The organism is Micromonospora mirobrigensis, assembly GCF_900091555.1.
Classification (GTDB): Bacteria; Actinomycetota; Actinomycetes; order Mycobacteriales; family Micromonosporaceae; genus Micromonospora; species Micromonospora mirobrigensis.
Genome location: NZ_FMCX01000003.1, coordinates 22,273 through 37,472 on the forward strand (window position 1 = coordinate 22,273; position 15,200 = coordinate 37,472).

Below are 15,200 nucleotides of genomic sequence, written 5' to 3' on the forward strand. Positions count from 1 at the left end.
AGGAACTGAAGGTAACCCTGTACGTCCCTGTACGTCTAGGGACGTACCTGAGCGGTGGTCGTTCACGGACGTACAGGAGCGTGGCGAGCATGAGTCTCGATCCGCTGTCGCCTGAGCCGCTGTACGTGCAACTGGCAGACGCGATCACCAAGCAGATTCAGGCGGGCAAGCTGGTGCCCCGCCGACCCATCCCCAGCGAAGAGCAACTACGCCAGGAGTTCGGAGTCGCACGGGGCACCGTGAGACAGGCTGTGAAGTTGCTACGGGAACGCGGTTTGGTGGTGACCGTTCCGCAGCGCGGGACCTACGTCGCTTGGACCGACTGAAGGACTCGGCTCCAACGGGCGCTCAGATCCACGGAGACGGCTTGAAGCTGGCTCGCCCTCTCCCTGTCCGCCCTGGTGACCTTCAGCGCCTCTGAGACCTCCTGAGCGGCTTCCGGGGTCAGCGGGAGTGGACGGGTCTGGTAGCGCTTCTCCATGAACCGCAGAGCGGTGGTGAAGTCGACGCCGCTCCGAACTTGGTAGTTGCGGGCGTTGGTGCACGTCTTGCACATCCGACCCGTTCGGGACCAGTACGTGTTCCGCAGCGTGAAGCGATGCCCTCGCATGCACCGCTTCCGTCGCCCCCGGTTCGCCAGGTTGACGCTGTGGGTTACTTCCCTCAAGTGCTCCGGGTTGATGCAGGCGCGGTTGCATCGCTTGAAGTGGTCAAGTTCAAGGCCGGGGGTAACCGGGCCAACCCACTTGGTCCAGTAGAACCGGTGCGCGGTCGTTGAGGTCTTGCGACCATCCACCACCACGGCCTTGTTCCCATAGCCGCATGCGTCCAAGAACCCGTCGTAGATCCAGCAACCGTTCTTGTCGATGGTGTAGCCGGTGTGCTTGCCGACGACGACGCCATAGGGCCAGAGGTCTTCGGTGGTACGGTTGAGCACGGACATTTCATCTCCTCAAGGGTTGAGTGTTCAGAGGGGCCACCAGGATTCGCAGTCGTTGGTGGCCTCTCGCCATATCTAGCTGTTGGTTGCGTTCATCCAGGCGACTCCGCCCCAGCAACACAGGTACATGAGACCGAGTGTGACGACCAGGGTGACGATGACTCCAATGGGCGTTGCCTTCTGTCCAGGCTTCTTCGGTCCCTTGATCGGTCGGCTGTACCGCAGCGGACCCACGCCGAAGTTCCATCGCCAATTGCTCACTGCTTGCTCCTGTCAATTGAGGTAGTTCTCAAGTCCAAGACGTCGTGCCATGGAGTTTCCGGTGCTGACTTTCGGGGACACACCCTTGACCCGCTGTACCGCCTCCTGAAGCGCCGTGAGCTCCGGGTCCTTAGTCGGTCTAGGGCGGACCACCTTTCGAGGCTTGACGGACTTCTCGGCGGGTTCCTCGGGGAGGTTCTTCTTGATGACCCTCTTGGCCGTGGGCTTCTTCTGGACAACCCGCCCCTTGGTGTTCGGCTCTCTCGCGGGGGTGGGGTTGCGCCAAGCCTGCACCTTCCGCTTGTCGATGTACTGGAACGTCAGACCGTTGCGGTTGCTCCAATCGATGATGGATGCGTACTTCACACCATCAACCTCGTACGGGGCGATGAAGTCAGAATCGACCAGCTCCCCAATCCAGTGGTTCAACTCTTCAATCGTCTGCCCTACTTTGACGGGGACGTTGTTCTTCAGCCACTTGCCGTCGATGTTCACGTTGCCCACGTCATCAGCGGCAACCATCAACCCGACCAGAAACCACTTGGCTTCCGGGGAGAGAGCCACTGCCCGGTACTCGATGAACAAGCTCTTCTGAACCATGCGGTTTCTCATGGCATCCGCTTTCGGGGGAGAACCTTCTTCTTCGGCTTGGGCCTGGTGAACTGAACCAGAACGCCCCTGTCGTCGGTGGAGGTGCGAACAGTCATCCCCGACTTACTCGCATGTGCGTAGGCCGCAGCACGTATCGCGCGGTCGCTAACCGTGTAGTCCTCTCCCCGCACAAGACGCCACGGGGAGCCATCTGCCCAGATGTGCCAGGGGTACTTCTGCACTCCCCCGACACGCGTAATGAACTGCTCCACTTGTTCTGCCATGAACTCAGAATAAGTGCGTTGTCAAATAGCTCACCAAGCACTTATCTGTTTCAAGTTCTCAAGTCTGGGTTCTTAGTTGTTTACGTTTTCAGGTTCTTAAGTCTGAGGTTCCAAGGTTCTTAGGTAGATGGTTATTAGGTTGGGGGTCCAACAGGAGACGCACTTGGGGTGCACCTGGGGCGCACACACTGTGCACACCCTGGGCACAGTCGTCTCACACACGTCTCACGGCAGGTCCGTGAAAAGGGGTGAACGGCAGGTACGTCCGCAGACGCAGAAGTGCCCCTGACCAGGCGATACGTGATGGGCGGGGATGGGCCGTGACCCCGGTCCGCTTACTTCCAAACTGACTACGCGGGTTCGATTCCCGTCGCCCGCTCCACCCACGAAGGCCCAGGTGGACCGCATGATCGCGGCACCCGGGCCGGCACCCCTCTCCTCCGGTGCACTCGGGCCGGCGGTGGCCGGTTCTCGCGAGCACGAAGCGGGGGGCCGCCGACGGCGACCCCCCGCGAGCTCGTGGGCTACCTCGTTGTGGCGGTCGCCGAGGAGCCCGGCTGGTAGCACCGCAGCTCTTCGAACGGCTGCCACGGCACGCCCGGCGTGTTGGGCGGATCGCGGAACACCAGCGGGGTGATGAGCAGCCCGGCGTTCGTCTGATTCCGGCTGTCGTCGTTCGCATCCGGAACCCACAGGTCGATGATCTGGTACGGCACGCCGTCCACGACGCTCACCGTCCGCGGCTGACCGCCGCAGGAGTTCCACGAGATCGTGGCGCGGGCCTTGCTGTCCACCGCGATGCCCCAGTTCCTGGGTGCCGTCCACGGGCCCAGCGGGCTGGGGGCGGTGGCGTACGCCAGCCCACATCCGGAGCCGTACCCGCAGTTGTCGTAGTTGAGCGTCATGACCCACTTGCCGGATGTGGAGTCGAAGTACGCTCCCGGTCCCTCCGACGCGGTGTAGCCCGCGATGTTGGTCACCCCGTTGCCGGCCACGTTGCCGGTGCCGTTGGTCCACCAGACGTCCAGCTTCTCCATCGCGAGCGTCTGGTTCGTCATCGTGCAGATGAGGTACGCAGAGGTCCCGTCGGTGAAGATGCCGAAGTCACCATTGGTGACGCAGGTGTAGATCTTCGGCTTGTTGTACGAACCGTGCGCGCCGGCCCCGGGACCGCAGGGTCCGGCCGGTCCCGCGCAACCCATGGCGTTGTACGAGTTCCTGCCGGGGCCGTCCGCGTAGTCGGCCACCGAGTTGAACCACAGGATCCACACGCCGTCACTGCTTCGCTGCACCATGCGCGGGTTGAAGCAGCCCGCGTTGTTGTTCCGGGTGCACTCGTCCCGCCAGGTCCGCCCGTTGTACGGGTCGATCGAGTTCGGGTCGAACAGGTTGGTGATCTGGCTCCACGGCCCGGCCAGACTGGGCGCGGTGGCGACACCGAAGCCACAGAAGTTGGTCGGCGTGGCGGTGTTCCAGCGGAAGCCGCAGGCGTAGCGCGTGCCGTAGAGGTAGTACGTGTCCCCGTCCTTGAGCACCATGCCGTCGTGCAGGTCGATACCGCTCAGCGCGACGGGAACGGCGGCGGACGCCGCCGGCAGGGTCGTCCCGGAGCTCTGCGTGGCACTGGCGGTGCCGGAGTTGACCCACACGGCCAGTGTCAGGGTGAGCAGTACGCCCACCCCGGCTGCCATCAGCTTTCTCAAATGCCCGACCTTTCCTTCGACCCCTGGGGCGGATTCCGCTCCCGTCCGGACTGAGTGGACGGTGCCACACCGCGAGGAGGATATCCGCGGGAGGGCCGCGGGAGGGCCCCGTGACCCGGGGCCGGCTCCTCGCCCAACGGTGCGCCCGGCGGGTCAGCCGTCGGCGTCGATTCCGGCGGTCACCTGGTCGGCCAGTTGCTCCAGCGTCCGGAGCTGGTCCCGGCCGAGGTGGTCGAGGAAGAGCCGGCGGACCGTGGCGACGTGCCCGGGCGCCGCCGTCTCGATGGCCGCGCGGCCGGCCTCGGTGATCGCCACGAAGGCGCCCCGGGCGTCCTCCGGGCACTCCTGCCGCTCGACCAGCCCGCGGCGCTGCATCCGGGCGAGGTGGTGGGAGAGCCGGCTCTGCTCCCACTGGAGGCAGCGCTGGAGCTCGAACGGCCGCAGCCGCCCGTCGGCTGCGTCGGTGAGCTGCACCAGCACCTCGTAGTCGGCCAGCGACAGCCCGGCGTCGGCCTGGAGCTGCCGGCCGAGCCGGGCGGTCAGCTGCGCCTGCATCCGCAGGTACGCCCGCCAGGCGCGCTGTTCGTCCTCGTCGAGCCATCGGGTGTCGGTCACGCCGTCCAGCGTACCGGTGATGCATGACACGTCATGCAGGGAATGCATGACGTGTCATGTAGGTTGTGAGGCACGTACATGACACGTCATTCACCGAACGGAGACCGAGATGAGCACCCCGACCACCACCCCGCTGGCCCAGCTGACCGGCACCTACACCATCGACCCGAGCCACACCCGGATCGGCTTCGTGGCCCGCCACGCGATGGTGACCAAGGTCCGCGGCGCGTTCAACGAGTTCGAGGGCACCGCCGTCTTCGACGGCGCCGACCCGGCCGCCACCGCCGTACGCGTCGTCATCACGGCCACCAGCATCGACACCCGCAACGCCCAGCGCGACGAGCACCTGCGCAGCAACGACTTCCTCGCCATGGAGACCTTCCCGGAGATCACCTTCGTCTCCACCGCCTTCCGGCAGACCGGCGAGACCACCTTCGACCTCACCGGCGACCTGACCATCAAGGGCGTCACCAACCCGGTGACCATCCCCTTCGACTACGAGGGCGCCTCGACCGACCCGTTCGGCAACCCGCGGGTGGGCTTCGAGGGCGCGGTGACGATCAACCGCAAGGACTACGGCGTCACCTGGAACGCCGCGCTGGAGACCGGCGGCGTCCTGGTCAGCGACAAGATCACCCTGGAGTTCGAGGTCTCCGCGATCCGCACCGCCTGACCCGCACGCGGCGCCGCCGGCCCGACCGGCGGCGCGCACCCGCCCCGCACCGCCTCGCCCGCGAAAGGACCCTTCCGATGACCAACCTGCTCAAGCCCCAGGTGGACGTCCGCCGCGCGGACGACCGGTTCGCCACGAACATCGCCTGGCTCGACTCGAAGCACTCGTTCTCCTTCGGCGGCCACTACGCCCCCGACAACACACACCACGGCCTGCTGCTGGTCAACAACGACGACGTCGTCCGCCCAGGCAGCGGCTTCGAGACCCACCCGCACCGGGACATGGAGATCGTCACCTGGGTGCTCCAGGGTTCGCTGGTGCACCAGGACTCCACCGGCCACTCCGGGGTGATCTACCCCGGCCTGGCCCAGCGGATGAGCGCCGGCACCGGGATCCTGCACTCGGAGAAGAACGACTCGTGGCGGTTGCAGGGCGAGCGGCACAGCGACCCGGTCCACTTCGTGCAGATGTGGGTCGTACCGGACGCGGCCGGGATCACCCCGGGTTACGAGCAGCTGGAGATCGACGACGCGCTGCTCTCGGGTGCCCTGGTGCCGGTGGCCTCCGGGATGGACAAGCACGACGGGGAGTCCGCCATCCGGATCAGCAACCGGTACGCGGCGCTGTACGCCGCCCGGATGCAGCCGGGCCAGAGCGTCCAGCTCCCCGACGCGCCCTTCCTGCACCTGTTCGTGCCGCGGGGCGCGGTGACGCTGGAGGGCTCCGGCGCGCTCGGCACCGGCGACGCGGCGCGCTTCACCGCCACCGGCGGCCAGCGGGTCACCGCCACCGAGCCCGCCGAGATCCTGATCTGGGAGATGCACGCCACCATCACCGGCTGACCCGCCCGGCCCGCCGGCCCACCCGGGCCGGCGGGCCGCAGACCGTCGGCGTCGCCGGCTGAGCCGGCGCACCGGAGCCGGAGCAGGTACGGCACCGGGTGCGTACGATGCGGGGCCGGGCATCCCCCTCGTCCCCCGCGGAGGTAACGGCCGATGGTAGGCCAGCACGACGGTTCCGCCCTCGGCGTCGACCTCGGAACGTCCAACACGGTGGCCGTGCTGCGCTGGCCGGACGGGCGCACCCGACCGCTGCTCTTCGACGGCCAGCCCATCCTCCCCTCCGGGGTGTACGCCGACGCCGGGGGCGTGCTGCACGTCGGCCGGGACGCGCAGCGGCTGGGCCAGGCCGAGCCCCAGCGGTACGAGCCCAACCCGAAGCGCCGGGTCGACGAGGCGACCGTGGCCCTCGGCGACCGGGAGTACTCCCCCGCCGAACTGCTCGCCGCGACGCTGCGCGCGGTGGCGGCCTCGGCGGTCGGCGCGGTGGGTTTCCTCCCGCCGGCGGTGCTGACCTATCCGGCCGCCTGGGACGAGGACCGGCGGCAGGTGCTCCACGACGCGCTGCGGCTGGCCGGCTGGCCGGACGCGGCCGAGCACACCCTCTCCGGGCCGGTCCCGCCCGGCACCCGGCTGCTCAAGGAGCCGGTGGCCGCGGCCCGCTACTACACCGAGACGCTGCGCCGGCCGGTGCCGGTGGGGGCCGCCATCGCCGTCTTCGACTTCGGCGGCGGCACCCTCGACGTGGCGGTGGTCCGCAACGAGGGCGCCGACCCGTGGGGCGACTCCGGCTTCCAGGTCGTCTCCACCGGCGGGGTGCCCGACCTCGGCGGGCTCGACCTCGACTCGGCGCTGGTCGAGCTGCTCGGTGAGCTGGTCGGCGCGGACCACCCGCAGGAGTGGGAGCGGCTGAGCAGTCCGGAGAACTCGACCGGCCGGCGTGACCGCCAGCAGCTCTGGGAGGCCGTCCGTGGGGCCAAGGAGATGCTCTCCCGCGGGCTGGTCTCACCGGTGGCGGTGCCCGGGGTGGAGGAGCCCACCCAGCTCACCCGCAACGACCTGGAGCGGCTCGCCACGCCGCTGCTGGCCCGGGCGGTGGACCGGACCCGCGAGGTGATCGCCGAGGCCGGCCTCGAACCCACCGACCTGGCCGGCCTGTTCCTGGTCGGCGGCTCGTCGCGGGTGCCGCTGGTCGCCCGGATGCTGCACGCCGAGCTGGGTGTCGCGCCGACCGTGCTGGAGCAGCCCGAACTGCCGGTCGCCGAGGGTGCCCTGACCGACGTCCCGCTGCCCCGCGGCGCCCGCCCGGCCGGCCAGGCGGCCACCGGATCGCCGGCCGTCCGCCCCGCCCGGACACCCACCCCCACCCCGGTCGACGACGACCCCGAACTGACCGTGCCGGTGATCGGTCCCCCCGTCCTGCCCCCGGGCGCCGGCTGGCCGGGCGTACCCGCGGCGGCGCCCGCCGGCCGCCGGCGACGGCGGGCGCCCTGGATCGCCCTCGGCGCGGTGCTCGCCCTCGCCGGGGTGGTCGGCGCGGGGGTGCTGTACTGGCTCAACCGGGACCCCTATCCGCCGCTGCGGTTCCGCAACCTCAACGAGATCGCCCGCACCGAGGCGGCAGCGACTCGACCCACCGGCATGTTCACCGCGATGTTCGACGACCGCGCCTACCTGGCCCAGCAGCTCGACGACGACCGGCTGGACGTCCGGGCGGTCCGGGCCGGCACCGGCGACGAGCTGTGGCGGGTACGCAGCTCGGTGGGCGCCCGGCAGTGGGCGTCGATCCAGGCGGTGCCCGGCGGGCTGCTGCTGGTCGGCGGGACCGTCAGCTCCGGCTCCACCCGCGAGCTGCTCTTCCTCGACGGCGACTCGGGGCAGCAGCGGTGGCGGCACCCGATCGGCGACGACGACAAGGTCTTCGTCGGCCCGCGGACGGCGGTCTGGGTGGACCGGGCCGGTGGTCGCCTGGTCGGACTGGGGGTGCACGACGGCGAGCAGAAGTGGGTCAAGGCCAACCCACGCGACCGGTACGGCGACACCGACACCCAGGTGGTGGTGCTGAGCACCGGGAAGTCCCTCGGCGGGGCGTCGTTCTACAACGGCCGGCCCCGCACCCCGTGGGTGGGCGACGTCGACCGGCTGGTCCAGGTCGGCGCCGACCGGTCCGTCCGGCTGATCGACCTGTCCAGCGGCCAACTGCTGCGCGAGCGCCCCAACGTCGCCGACGTGGACGACCGGGTGGTGGCCTACCAGGACCGGCTGTACGTGACGGAGAACCGGAGCGGCTACCGGCTGCTCTCCTACGACCTGGAGACGCTGGGCGAGCCGACCACGCTGTACACCAGCCCCGACGACCAGCGCCGCCCGCTGGACCTGGTGGCCTGCGGCGAGCACCGGGCGTGCGTCCTGGAGGAACGGACCGGCGACGCCGGGCACACCGAGGTGGTCGCGGCGGCCGAGGGCGAGGCGGTACGCCGGTGGGCGGCGCCGCGGGCCGAGGACCTGGTGCCGCTGGGCGAACACCTGCTGGCCCGGAGCACCTCCTCGGACCAGTCGTTCACCCTCTACGACCCGCGGGGCAGGGCGGTGCTCGCCGACCGGACCGGAGTGGGCGTCCGGGTCGACGGCGGCAACCTGCTGGCCTTCGCCGAGCCGCCCAGCACGGTCGAGGACGACCGCAGCGTCGCCGGGATGTCCGTGGACGGGGACGCGCCGTTCGAGATGGGTCAGCTCACCGACGTGCGCAGCGAGTCCTGCTCCTGGAACTCCGAGGTGATCGCCTGCGGCGCGGAGAAGAACTTCGTGCTGTACCGCTTCGCCGACTGAGCCCGCCCCGCCCCCGAGCCAGCCCAGCCCCTGAGCCCGCTCAGGGGCTGGCGCCGGGCCCCCGGAAGACGGTCAGCGTCGACGGGTCGTCGATGGTCGCCGGCACCGGCTCGTCACGCCCCTCCACCAGGGCGCGCATCGTCCGGCGCAGGATCTTGCCGGAGCGGGTCTTCGGCAACGCCGGCACCACCCTCACCCGGCGGAACGCGGCCACCGGGCCGATCCGCTGCCGGACCAGGGCGACCAGCTCACCGGCGAGCACCGCCTCGTCGACCTCGGCGTCGGCCCGCAGCACCACGTACCCGCTGGGCACCTGACCCTTGAGCGGGTCGGCCACCCCGATCACCGCGCACTCGGCCACCGCCGGATGCCCGGCCAGCACCTCCTCCATCGCCCCGGTGGAGAGCCGGTGCCCGGCCACGTTGATCACGTCGTCGGTGCGGCCCATGACGTACAGGTAGCCGTCGTCGTCGAACCGGCCGCCGTCGCCGGTCAGGTAGTGGCCGGGGAACGTCGTCAGGTAGGAGCGGACGTACCGCTCGTCGTCGCCCCAGAGGGTGGGCAGGCAGCCGGGCGGCAACGGCAGCCGGATCACGATCGAGCCGTCGGTGCCGGGCGGCGCCTCCCGGCCGGCCGGGTCGACGACCCGGATGTCGTACCCCGGGACCGGCACCGAGGGCGAGCCGGGCTTGAGCGGCAGCGGCTCCAGGCCGCGCGGGTTCGCCGCCACCGGCCAGCCCGTCTCGGTCTGCCACCAGTTGTCCACCACCGGCACGCCCAGCTGCCGCCCCGCCCACTCCCAGGTGTCCGGGTCGAGCCGTTCGCCGGCCAGGAAGAGGGTACGCAGGCAGCCCAGGTCGTACCGGCGGATCAGCTCGCCCTCCGGGTCCTGCCGGCGGATCGCCCGGATCGCGGTCGGCGCGGTGAACAGGGCCGCCACCCGGTGCTCGGCGATCACCCGCCAGAACGCCCCGGCGTCCGGGGTGCCCACCGGCTTGCCCTCGTAGAGCACGGTGGTGGCGCCGGTGAGCAGCGGCGCGTACACGATGTAGGAGTGGCCGACCACCCAGCCGACGTCGGAGGCGGCCCAGAAGACGTCGCCCGGCCCGATGTCGTAGACGTTGCGCATCGACCAGCGCAACGCGACCGCGTGCCCGCCGTTGTCCCGGACCACGCCCTTCGGCCGGCCGGTGGTGCCGGAGGTGTAGAGGACGTAGAGCGGGTCCGTCGCGGCCACCGGGACGCAGTCGACCGGCTCGGCGTCCGTCATCACCTCGGCCCAGTCCAGGTCTCGCCCGGGGACCAGCTCGGCCGGGCCCTGCGGGCGCTGCACGATCACGCACCGCTCGGGGGCGTGCTCCGCCTCGGCGAGCGCCGCGGTCAGGATCGGGTGGTAGGCGACCACCCGGTCCACCTCGATGCCGCAGGAGGTGGCCACCACCACCTTCGGCCGGGCGTCGTCGATGCGTACCGCGAGCTCGTGCGCGGCGAAGCCGCCGAAGACCACCGAGTGGACCGCGCCGATTCGGGCGCACGCCAGCATGGCGACCACCGCCTCGGGGACCATCGCGAGGTAGAGCAGCACCCGGTCGCCCCGGCCCACGCCGAGGCGGCGCAGCGCGCCGGCGAACCGGGCCGTCTCGGCCAGCAGCTCCGCGTAGGTGAAGGTGCGGACCGCGCCGGTGACCGGACTGTCGTGGATCAGCGCCGGCCGGTCGCCGTGGCCGGCCGCCACGTGCCGGTCCAGCGCGTTGTGGCAGGTGTTCAGCTCGGCGTCGGGAAACCACCGGTACAGCGGCGCCGCGCCGTCGTCGAGGATGCGCTCCGGTGCCCGGAACCAGTCGAGGTCCGCCGCTGCCTCCCGCCAGAAGCCGGTCGGGTCGGCGATGCTCCGCTCGTACGCTGATCGATACGCGCCCATGCCGCCATGCTCGGGCGTCGACCGCCGCCGGCACGACGGCCGACCGGGGTCGCTGCGCCGGACGTACCCGCCGGCTCGCCCAGTGGCCCGTCCCGGCCGGTGGGCGGCGGTCCGCGTCGTTTCCGCCACCCGACCCGGGGTACGGATGAGGACATGGACACGAAGACGAACGCGTACCTCGTCGGGGGACCCTGCGACGGCAGCAGCCGGGACGCCGGGGACAAGGCCCTGCTCGAGGTGGAGATCGACGGCATGATGCACCGCTACATCCGCACCACCAAGCAGCACGGTACGGACGCCACGGTCTACAACTACGACGGGATGGTGGCCCCGGACGGGGGCGAGCCGGGCGTGGAGGACCCTGCGGCGCGGGTGGCCTCCCCGAAGGCCGACTCCGAGGGGCACGGCGGCACCCACTGAACCCCGGCCGGTACGGGCGGACACCCCGCCCGTACCGGCGGTCGGTCAGTTGCCGGTGACCCAGTTCCAGGCCGAGACGACCCACTCGGTCTGCTGGAGGTAGGCGACGCCCACCCCGACCAGGAAGACCGCGGTGACCGCGTGGGCGCCCCTCGCGCCCCGGCGGACCCGACCGAGCTGCCGCTCCCAGATCACCCGGCCCACCAGCCGGCAGAGCGCGAAGAGACCGACCGCCACCAGCAGGCTGAACACGAACGCCAGCAGCGGTCCGCCCAGGTCGCCCCGGCCGGAGATCGCCCAGATCCCCCAGCAGACGAACGCGAACAGCGCCGCCGCGTAGCTCCACTCCCGGCCCACCCGCAGCTGCGCCAGGTGCCAGCTCAACGGCCGGCGGGGCGTCTCCTCGCGGGCCCAGTCGGCGTTCTCGTCCACCACCGGGAACTGCTCGGTGCGCGGCGGACGCGGCCGGCCGACCGACGCCCGCCCCCGGGAGAAGCCGTCGCGCTGCGGCGGCACCCCGGCGCCGGACTGCGGCGGCACCTCGACGGTCCGTTCCGCCCACGGCTGCGGCTGGTCTGCCATCTCGTCGTCCTCCCCCGGACCGTGCCGACCGTCGGTCGGCGGTGTCGCTTCGAGGGTAGCCAGCCGGCAAATCGGTCGCCGACCCCGTGTGCGATCGGCTAGACACGACCGATGACGGACATCCAGGTCGGCCGCCCCGAGGACTTCGACGAGATCGGCCAGCTGCTCGGCACGGCCTTCCACGAGACGCCGGACCCCGAGGTGCACGAGATCGAGCGGGGCGTCTTCGAACCCGACCGGTCCCTGCTGGTCCGCGACGAGGGCCGGATCGTCGCGCACGCCGCCGCCTTCACCCGGGAGCTGGCCGTGCCCGGGGCGAGCGTGCCGGCCGCGCACGTGACGATGGTCTCGGTCGCGCCCACCCACCGGCGGCGTGGCCTGCTCACCGCCCTGATGCGCCGGCAGCTGCGGGAGATCCGGGACGCCGGCCGGGAGCCGGTCGCCGTGCTCTGGGCCAGCGAGGGCCGGATCTATCCCCGGTTCGGGTACGGGTCGGCCGCCCAGCGGCTCACCCTGGAGGCCGACCTCACCGAGCTGCGGCTGCCCGCGCCCACCCCTGACGAGGGCCGGCTGCGGCTGGCCCGCCCCGACCGGTGCCGGACCGACCTGGCCCGGCTGTACGAGCGGCTGCGCGCCGAGCGGCCCGGCTGGTCCGCGCGGGACGACCGGTGGTGGCACTACGTGCTCAGCGACGTGGCCGCCCGCCGGGAGGGGGCCACCGAGCGGCGGGTGCTGCTGCACGACGCCCCCGACGGGGTGGACGGGTACGCGCTGTACCGGACCAAGGAGCACTGGGAGCGCAGCGGCCCGCGCGGCCAGGTGCTGGTCGAGGAGGTGGTGGCGGCCACGCCGCAGGCGTACCGGGCGATCTGGCGGCTGCTGTTCTCGCTGGACCTGACCCGGCGGCTGTCGTACCACCGGGCGGCGGTGGACGAGCCGCTGCTCCGGCTGGTCGACGAGCCCCGGGCCCTGAGCGGCCAGCTGGTCGACGGGCTCTGGGTGCGGGTGGTGGACGTGCCGGCCGCGCTGGCCGCCCGCCGCTACGCCACCGCCGTCGACACGGTGGTCGAGGTCACCGACGAGCTGCTGCCGGAGAACTCCGGGCGCTGGCACCTCGTCGGCGACGGGTCCGGGGCCCGCTGCGCGGCGACCGACCGGCCCGCGGAGCTCGCCTGTGACGTCCGCGCCCTCGGTGAGCTCTACCTGGGCGGGACCGGCCTGACCGCCCTGGCCGCCGCCGGCCGGGTCCGCGAGCTGCGACCGGGTGCGCTCGCCGCCGCCGGGCCGGCGTTCGGCTGGCACCGCGCCCCCGTACCGATGGAGATCTTCTGACCGGCCGTCGGCGCCGGACCGCCCCGCGGACGGTACGGTCGGCGGATGGGTGATGCGGAGCGACGGCGACGCCGGTTGCGGCACCACACGGAGCCCGACGCGGTCGGCCGGGAGGCCGACGGGGTGAGCGCGGCGATCGCCGGGGCGCACGACGGCCCCGAGCCGCCGCCGAGGGCCCGCCGCGGCGGCCCCGGCGACGACGGCGAACGCGGGCTGCGCGGCCTGGTCGGCTCCGGCTCGTCGCAGGTCGGGACGACCGCGGCCATGCGGGCCCGGGACGCCGCCCGACCCACCGAGGAGGACCTGGCCGAGGCGGAGGCCCGGGTGGTGGTGGTCCGCCGCAACTGGGTGCCCCGCGAGGACCTGCCCCGCTCGGGGCGCTGACCGGCGCTGACCGGCGCGGGACGGCGCCGGCCCGGGAAGGGCCGGCGCCGGAGCGGTCAGGCCGGAAGGTCGGGCAGCTCGCGGGTCCGCTCGTAGTTGGCCAGCTGGCCGATCCGGCGGGCGTGTCGCGGGTTGCCGGAGAACGGCGTGCCCAGGAACGCCTCGACGATGGCGGTAGCCTCGTCCAGGGTGTGCTGCCGGGCGCCCACCGCCACGACGTTGGCGTCGTTGTGCTCGCGGGCCAGCTGCGCGGTGTCGATGTTCCAGGCCAGCGCGGCCCGCACCCCGGCGATCTTGTTGGCGGCGATCTGCTCGCCGTTGCCGGAGCCGCCGATGACCACCCCGAGGCTGCCCGGGTCGCCCACCACCCGGTCCCCGGTGTTCAGGCAGAACGTCGGGTAGTCGTCGTCGGGGTCGTAGGCGTGCGGGCCGACGTCGACCAGCTCGTACCCCTGCTTGGCCAGATGGTTGGCCAGGTGCACCTTCAACTCGAAACCGGCGTGGTCGGATCCCAGGTAGACGCGCATACCGCGCAGTCTGTCAGGCCCGCCTCCGGGCCGTCGCGCGGGCGGCGACCCGGAGGCGGATTGGTCACAGCGCCGGGCGCGGAAGCTCCGCCACCACCAGGCCACCGCGGGCCTTCGGGGTGAACCAGGTGCTCTTGCGCGGCATCTTCTCCCGGGCCAGGTTCACCGCGACGAAGTCGTCCACGGTCACCGGGGCGATCAGGATCGCCAGCTCCGCCCGGCCCGCGTCGACCTCGCCGGTCAGCCAGGAGGCCGGGTAGTCGCCACCGACGTAGGTGATCCGCTTGTCGCCCGGGTCCAGCCCGAGGGCGTCGCGCAGGACGATCCGCTCCACCAGGGCGTGGTCCAGGTTCTCCAGCCGGTCGCCGCCGACGTGCGGGAGGGTGACCGCGTACCCGTGGCCGGTGAGGTGCAGGTGCACGACGCCGCCGGTCGTCGGGACCTCGACCGGGCCGGTGATCGCGGTGACCTCGGCCCCCGCGGCCCGGAGCCGGTCGAGCAGCTCGTCGGGGGTGCTGGTCAGCTCGCTGACCAGCCGGTTGTAGGGCTGGATCGCCACCGAGGCGGGCGTGGTGACCACCGCGAGGAAACGCGGCAGGCCACCGGTCTGCGCGGCCAGGCTGCGGTGGTTGCCGTCGGCCACCACCAGCTCGCCGCCGCCGGCCAGCGCGGCCAGCTCGTCCTGCGCCGGCCCGGGACCCAGCAGCCAGATGGCGTGCGTGCGCCCCGACTGGTCGGTGTCGGTGGCGGCGGGCGCCCCGGCCGACTCGGTCGCCGCCGCGAGCGCGGCGTGCAGCTCGTCGCCCCGGCCGGTCTGGAGCAGGAGTACGGGTGAGAGCAGGTGCCCCAGCGCCTCGGCCAGCGCCACCCGCTCCCGCACCTTGGCGATGAAGACGTCCTCGTTGCGGATCACCAGGCCCGGCTCGTCGGCGCTGGTGGAGATCTGGTCGGTGTCGACCATGGCCCAGAGCCCGTACGCCGGCTCGTCGCCCGGGGCGGTGATCCGGTAGAGCACCACCACCTGCTCGGCGGGGGTGTAGCTGCCGTCCGCCTTCGCCTCGGCCAGCCGCGCCTCGGCGTCGGGCAGCGCGGCGAGGAAGGACTTCCCGAGGCTCTCCGGCGCGCGGTGGGGCATCTCGATGCCCAAAGCGCTGTGCGGGTTCTCCGCGATGATCGCGGTGATCTCCGCGTCGTCGGCGAACTCGTCGTAGTTCTGCGCGCCGGTGCCGCCAGTGGTGATCCAGGCCCGGGCGATCGGATGCACGACCGTCATGCCCGCTGACGCTACCCGCGCCGCCC

General features: G+C 71.8%; 15 protein-coding genes. 7 read left to right on the forward strand and 8 right to left on the reverse strand.

Going from position 1 to position 15,200, the window contains the following annotated elements; translation table 11 throughout:
- Positions 1–89: 89 nt before the first annotated feature.
- Positions 90–326 (forward strand): GntR family transcriptional regulator, encoded by a 237-nt coding sequence (locus GA0070564_RS11220; RefSeq protein WP_091609036.1) that lies wholly within the window; start codon positions 90–92, stop codon positions 324–326.
- Here GA0070564_RS11220 and GA0070564_RS11225 read toward each other — a convergent pair.
- The 4 genes from GA0070564_RS11225 to GA0070564_RS11240 form a co-directional block, all read right to left on the reverse strand.
- Positions 305–943, reverse strand: coding sequence for an HNH endonuclease signature motif containing protein (locus GA0070564_RS11225; protein ID WP_091607276.1), 639 nt, complete (start codon positions 941–943; stop codon positions 305–307). The two genes, GA0070564_RS11220 and GA0070564_RS11225, sit on opposite strands and share 22 nt — an antisense overlap.
- A 270-nt stretch (positions 944–1,213) precedes the next feature.
- The gene (locus tag GA0070564_RS11230; protein WP_091607279.1) at positions 1,214–1,801 is read right to left on the reverse strand and encodes a hypothetical protein; all 588 of its coding nucleotides are present in this window, start codon (positions 1,799–1,801) and stop codon (positions 1,214–1,216) included.
- Between the two features lie 799 nt (positions 1,802–2,600).
- A complete protein-coding gene (locus GA0070564_RS11235; protein WP_141714759.1) occupies positions 2,601–3,779 on the reverse strand; it encodes a glycoside hydrolase family protein in 1,179 nt (392 codons plus the stop codon).
- A gap of 153 nt (positions 3,780–3,932) precedes the next feature.
- Positions 3,933–4,394: a MarR family winged helix-turn-helix transcriptional regulator gene (locus GA0070564_RS11240; RefSeq protein ID WP_218104921.1), complete on the reverse strand. Its 462-nt coding sequence runs from the start codon at positions 4,392–4,394 to the stop codon at positions 3,933–3,935.
- A 109-nt stretch (positions 4,395–4,503) separates the two neighbouring features.
- On the opposite strand from GA0070564_RS11240, the gene GA0070564_RS11245 reads away from it, so the two are divergent.
- From GA0070564_RS11245 to GA0070564_RS11255, 3 genes are all read left to right on the forward strand, one after another.
- Complete coding sequence (locus GA0070564_RS11245) at positions 4,504–5,067, forward strand: YceI family protein (RefSeq protein ID WP_091607292.1); 564 nt, start codon at positions 4,504–4,506, stop codon at positions 5,065–5,067.
- A 77-nt stretch (positions 5,068–5,144) separates the two neighbouring features.
- Positions 5,145–5,909, forward strand: a complete 765-nt coding sequence (locus GA0070564_RS11250) for a pirin family protein (RefSeq protein WP_091607297.1) — start codon at positions 5,145–5,147, stop codon at positions 5,907–5,909.
- Between the two features lie 153 nt (positions 5,910–6,062).
- Positions 6,063–8,735, forward strand: coding sequence for an Hsp70 family protein (locus GA0070564_RS11255; protein WP_091607302.1), 2,673 nt, complete (start codon positions 6,063–6,065; stop codon positions 8,733–8,735).
- 40 nt (positions 8,736–8,775) lie between these two features.
- Here the strand turns inward: GA0070564_RS11255 and GA0070564_RS11260 are convergent, their stop codons facing one another.
- A complete protein-coding gene (locus tag GA0070564_RS11260) occupies positions 8,776–10,656 on the reverse strand; it encodes a propionyl-CoA synthetase (protein ID WP_091607306.1) in 1,881 nt (626 codons plus the stop codon).
- A 153-nt stretch (positions 10,657–10,809) separates the two neighbouring features.
- On the opposite strand from GA0070564_RS11260, the gene GA0070564_RS11265 reads away from it, so the two are divergent.
- Positions 10,810–11,076: a hypothetical protein gene (locus GA0070564_RS11265; protein ID WP_091607310.1), complete on the forward strand. Its 267-nt coding sequence runs from the start codon at positions 10,810–10,812 to the stop codon at positions 11,074–11,076.
- A gap of 45 nt (positions 11,077–11,121) precedes the next feature.
- Here the strand turns inward: GA0070564_RS11265 and GA0070564_RS11270 are convergent, their stop codons facing one another.
- The gene (locus tag GA0070564_RS11270) at positions 11,122–11,658 is read right to left on the reverse strand and encodes a hypothetical protein (RefSeq protein WP_091607313.1); all 537 of its coding nucleotides are present in this window, start codon (positions 11,656–11,658) and stop codon (positions 11,122–11,124) included.
- A 111-nt stretch (positions 11,659–11,769) separates the two neighbouring features.
- Here GA0070564_RS11270 and GA0070564_RS11275 point away from each other — a divergent pair, with 111 nt between their 5' ends.
- Both GA0070564_RS11275 and GA0070564_RS11280 read left to right on the forward strand, forming a co-directional pair.
- Entirely contained in the window at positions 11,770–12,990 is a 1,221-nt protein-coding gene (locus tag GA0070564_RS11275; RefSeq protein ID WP_091607317.1) for a GNAT family N-acetyltransferase, read from the forward strand.
- A 45-nt stretch (positions 12,991–13,035) separates the two neighbouring features.
- Positions 13,036–13,374, forward strand: a complete 339-nt coding sequence (locus GA0070564_RS11280; RefSeq protein WP_091607320.1) for a hypothetical protein — start codon at positions 13,036–13,038, stop codon at positions 13,372–13,374.
- Between the two features lie 56 nt (positions 13,375–13,430).
- On the opposite strand, the gene GA0070564_RS11285 is transcribed toward GA0070564_RS11280, so the two are convergent.
- Both GA0070564_RS11285 and GA0070564_RS11290 read right to left on the reverse strand, forming a co-directional pair.
- On the reverse strand, positions 13,431–13,901 hold the full coding sequence (locus GA0070564_RS11285; protein WP_091607323.1) for a ribose-5-phosphate isomerase: 471 nt from the start codon (positions 13,899–13,901) through the stop codon (positions 13,431–13,433).
- A 64-nt stretch (positions 13,902–13,965) separates the two neighbouring features.
- Positions 13,966–15,174, reverse strand: coding sequence for a DUF1015 family protein (locus GA0070564_RS11290; RefSeq protein WP_091607329.1), 1,209 nt, complete (start codon positions 15,172–15,174; stop codon positions 13,966–13,968).
- Positions 15,175–15,200: the final 26 nt, after the last annotated feature.

Bases quoted from the DNA above. Each gene is read 5' to 3' on its own strand.
- GA0070564_RS11220 (WP_091609036.1), top strand. From the start codon at position 90: ATGAGTCTCGATCCGCTGTCGCCTGAGCCGCTGTACGTGCAACTGGCA.
- GA0070564_RS11225 (WP_091607276.1), bottom strand. From the start codon at position 943: ATGTCCGTGCTCAACCGTACCACCGAAGACCTCTGGCCCTATGGCGTC.
- GA0070564_RS11230 (WP_091607279.1), bottom strand. From the start codon at position 1,801: ATGGTTCAGAAGAGCTTGTTCATCGAGTACCGGGCAGTGGCTCTCTCC.
- GA0070564_RS11245 (WP_091607292.1), top strand. From the start codon at position 4,504: ATGAGCACCCCGACCACCACCCCGCTGGCCCAGCTGACCGGCACCTAC.
- GA0070564_RS11250 (WP_091607297.1), top strand. From the start codon at position 5,145: ATGACCAACCTGCTCAAGCCCCAGGTGGACGTCCGCCGCGCGGACGAC.
- GA0070564_RS11255 (WP_091607302.1), top strand. From the start codon at position 6,063: ATGGTAGGCCAGCACGACGGTTCCGCCCTCGGCGTCGACCTCGGAACG.
- GA0070564_RS11260 (WP_091607306.1), bottom strand. From the start codon at position 10,656: ATGGGCGCGTATCGATCAGCGTACGAGCGGAGCATCGCCGACCCGACC.
- GA0070564_RS11265 (WP_091607310.1), top strand. From the start codon at position 10,810: ATGGACACGAAGACGAACGCGTACCTCGTCGGGGGACCCTGCGACGGC.
- GA0070564_RS11270 (WP_091607313.1), bottom strand. From the start codon at position 11,658: ATGGCAGACCAGCCGCAGCCGTGGGCGGAACGGACCGTCGAGGTGCCG.
- GA0070564_RS11275 (WP_091607317.1), top strand. From the start codon at position 11,770: ATGACGGACATCCAGGTCGGCCGCCCCGAGGACTTCGACGAGATCGGC.
- GA0070564_RS11280 (WP_091607320.1), top strand. From the start codon at position 13,036: ATGGGTGATGCGGAGCGACGGCGACGCCGGTTGCGGCACCACACGGAG.
- GA0070564_RS11285 (WP_091607323.1), bottom strand. From the start codon at position 13,901: ATGCGCGTCTACCTGGGATCCGACCACGCCGGTTTCGAGTTGAAGGTG.
- GA0070564_RS11290 (WP_091607329.1), bottom strand. From the start codon at position 15,174: ATGACGGTCGTGCATCCGATCGCCCGGGCCTGGATCACCACTGGCGGC.